The sequence below is a fragment of the Psychrobacter sp. TB20-MNA-CIBAN-0197 genome, assembly GCF_040309765.1.
GTDB lineage: Bacteria > Pseudomonadota > Gammaproteobacteria > Pseudomonadales > Moraxellaceae > Psychrobacter > Psychrobacter submarinus.
On record NZ_JBEOPC010000939.1, the window covers coordinates 1 to 257 of the forward strand.

Annotated in this window: 1 protein-coding gene; it reads left to right on the top strand. The window is 66.9% G+C overall.

Annotated features, from left to right (window positions below):
• Positions 1–257, top strand: a 257-nt coding sequence (locus tag AAEY83_RS16635) for an Ig-like domain-containing protein (protein WP_351060852.1), incomplete at both ends; no start/stop codon positions are given.

Here is a 257-nt window from a genome sequence, read left to right on the forward strand (position 1 = left end):
GGCCAGGGCGAAGCCGGCAGCACCGTGACCGTGCGCGATGCCGCCGGCAATGTTTTGGCCACCGGCGTAGTCGATCAGAGCGGCAACTTCCAGGTCACCCTGCCCAACGCGCAGAACACCGGCGAAACCCTGCAGGTCACTCTGACCGACGCCAATGGCAACGCCTCGACTTCCACTGGCGTGATCACCATCGACGGCACCCCGCCGGCCGCCGTGCAGAATCCACTGATCAGCGCCGATGGCAGCACCCTCAGCGG